Origin of the sequence: Clostridium sp. YIM B02555, assembly GCF_022320955.1 — a bacterium.
Lineage (GTDB): Bacteria > Bacillota > Clostridia > Clostridiales > Clostridiaceae > Clostridium > Clostridium saccharoperbutylacetonicum.
The window spans coordinates 131,286-134,220 of sequence record NZ_JAKJJY010000018.1 but is presented as its reverse complement, the minus strand read 5'-3'; the positions used below and the strand labels follow the sequence as shown (position 1 = coordinate 134,220).

Here is a 2,935-nt window from a genome sequence, read left to right as displayed (position 1 = left end):
GGTATAGCTCAGCTGGGAGAGCACCTGCCTTGCACGCAGGGGGTCAAGAGTTCGAATCTCTTTATCTCCACCAAAATAAAGTTATGAAGTAATTCATAACTTTTTTTGTTATATAAATATTTATGGCTTTTTAATATTGGTTAAAATATTCAATAGGAGAAATTATATTATGATAGCATATAGGATTAAACAATTTTATTGGGCAATAGAATCATTATTTATTAAAGATGATTTTAAAATGTTAAATATGTATCTTAGTAATCTTGAATTGAGTTTATTTATGAAAATTACTAAAGCAGAACGACAGCATTCTATAAGAGTATGTAAAGCTGCAATAGAATATATTAGATCTAATAATATACATGATATTGATGAATATATAATGTGTAAATGTGCATTATTACATGATATAGGAAAATCTAAAGTTAAATTAAATATAATATATAAAAGTATTATTATAATTATAAATAAGATTACCTTTGGTAAATTTTTAAAGTATAATAAAAATACGAGAATAATTAATTATTATAATCATCCTAAAATTGGAGTAGAATTATTAAAAGTCATTGGTCAAGAGAATCAAGATATAATAGATTGTGTTAGATATCATCATAATGTGGATATGTTAAAGGAAAATAAGTATATAGAAATAGTATATATTTGTGATAATTGTAATTAGAATAGGAGGTAAATATGAATTCTATTGAGAGAAGAGAGTACATAGTTAAATTATTGTTAGAGAGCGAAGAGCCCTTAAAAGGAAGTTTTATAGCTAAAAAATACTGTGTTACTAGGCAAGTTATAGTAAAGGATATAGCTATTCTTAGGGCAAAAGGTAATAATATAATAGCAACTCCAGATGGATATATAATTAATGCAAATCAAAATAAGGTTAAGGCGATTATTGCAGTAATGCATTCAGAAGAAGATATGTTTAATGAATTAAGTATAGTAATTAAATATGGTGGAATGATTGAAGATGTAATAGTAGAACATCCATTATATGGTGAGATAAAGGGAATGCTGATGATTAAGAATTATAACGATTTAAATAAATTTATAGAAAGATATAAAGCACAAGAAGCTAAGTTGTTATCAGCATTGACTAATGGAGTTCATATTCATACAATAGCTGCTGAGAATCAGGAAGATATTAATTTAATTATATCAGAATTAAAGCTAAATAAGTTTATAGTTTCAGATTTGGAGGATTAGTTATGGATTATGATGTGTTAATTTTAGGTGGGGGAATAATTGGATGTGCTGTAGCATATGAACTTTCAAAGTATAATTTGAATATAGCTTTAATTGAAAAAGATTATGATGTAGCCAATGATATTTCTTTTGCAAATACAGCAATTATTTTTGATGGGTCAGAAGCAGAAAATGATTTAATGAGTTCATTAGAGTTTAGAGGAATGAATTTGATTAAAAGTCATTGTGAAAAGTTTAATCTTTCATATAAAAAAGTTGGACTATTAAAAGTTAATTTAAATGAAACAAAAGCTGATATAATTGACGATATGTATGAAAAAATAAAAATGAGAGAAATTGATGGAGTACATATAGTTAATAATGAAGAAATTGGTAAGATAGAGCCTAATTTGAAAGTAAATGCTAGTAAAGCTTTATATTCAGAAAATATTTCAATAATATCACCATATAATTTAGCTGTTTCTTATGCTGAGGTTGCAGTAGATAATGGGGTTAATTTTAGATTAGAAGAAGAGGTTATAGATATAAAATCTATTTCTAAAGGATTTAAGGTTACAACAAATAAGAATAAATTTACTTGCAAATTTGTGGTAAATACAATTCCTAATGAAGTTTTTAATGATGAACATAATGAAATGGAATGCAATTCGAAAAATAAGAAAGTAAGATGTATATTATTAGATGAAAAGTTAGAAGAAAATATAAATACTGTTATTATAAATTATATAGATGAAGATACATTTATTATAAATGTTCCTTGTGTGATAGGTGGAAATCTAATTGGAATAAAGAGTGATAAAATATTAAGTTTTGAAAATGATTTGATATTATCTCAAAATTCATTAAAAAATATAAACAGAGAGTCAATAAATAGTATATTTACTGAAGTATATAATCAAAGTAATATGTTTATAGATGATAGTAATTTAGAAGATGGATATATAAGAATTTCTGGAAATAACTATGCCAAAGTTACTATTGCGCCTGCTATTGCTCAAGAAATAGAAGAAAGAATAAAAACAAATATGAATATAACTAAAAAAAGAGATTATATAGATAAAAAAAGAGAGGAATACGTATTTAGTAATATGTCTAAAGAGCAGAAAAATAAAATAATAGCTTTAGATAAGCGATATGCAAATATTATTTGTAGGTGTAATAATATTACTGAAGGAGAAATTGTTGATTCTATAAGAAGACCTTTAGGTGCTAGAACTATAGAAGGTGTTAAAAGACGTACTGGTATAGGTCTTGGTGGGTGTAATGGGTCATATTGCAATATGAAGATTATGAAGATATTAGCAAGGGAGATGAATAAAAGTATCTTAAATATTGTAGATGATTCTATGGATTCTAAAATTTTGGTAGGAAGAATTAAAGAATTTAATGAAATTTAGGAGGAAGTAAGTATGACATCTAAAGATGTATTTACAAGTCTGGTTAGAATTAGAGGTAGCCAAAACTACAAAGTAGTTTCAGTAAAAAGTAATAAACCTATAGAAAAACATTTTTGGATAGAATTTTCTAAAGTGCTTGGTAGGATTTATGTAAGTACACCTATAAATATAGGAGATATTGTTTGTAAAAATGTAATGAATACTGGAGTAGATATAGTATGTACAAAAAAAATAGAATAAATTATTAAAAAGTTGTTGACACATGTCTAATTGATTGATATAATGATATCTGTCGTGAGACGTGGAAAGATGGTCGAGTTGGT

At 25.7% G+C, this 2,935-nt stretch carries 4 protein-coding genes and 1 tRNA gene (1 of these 5 running past the window's edge); all 5 read left to right on the top strand.

What is annotated here, in order from left to right; all coding sequences use genetic code 11:
• Positions 1-169: 169 nt before the first annotated feature.
• The gene (locus L3B98_RS21160) at positions 170-679 is read left to right on the top strand and encodes an HD domain-containing protein (protein WP_015390189.1); all 510 of its coding nucleotides are present in this window, start codon (positions 170-172) and stop codon (positions 677-679) included.
• A 14-nt stretch (positions 680-693) separates the two neighbouring features.
• Entirely contained in the window at positions 694-1,215 is a 522-nt protein-coding gene (locus L3B98_RS21155; protein ID WP_015390190.1) for a transcription repressor NadR, read from the top strand.
• Positions 1,216-1,217: 2 nt separating this feature from the next.
• On the top strand, positions 1,218-2,612 hold the full coding sequence (locus L3B98_RS21150) for an FAD-dependent oxidoreductase (RefSeq protein WP_238918132.1): 1,395 nt from the start codon (positions 1,218-1,220) through the stop codon (positions 2,610-2,612).
• A gap of 12 nt (positions 2,613-2,624) precedes the next feature.
• Entirely contained in the window at positions 2,625-2,852 is a 228-nt protein-coding gene (locus tag L3B98_RS21145) for a DUF1667 domain-containing protein (RefSeq protein WP_015390192.1), read from the top strand.
• Positions 2,853-2,915: 63 nt separating this feature from the next.
• Positions 2,916-2,935 (top strand) — tRNA-Ser (locus tag L3B98_RS21140) (it continues 171 nt past the right edge of the window).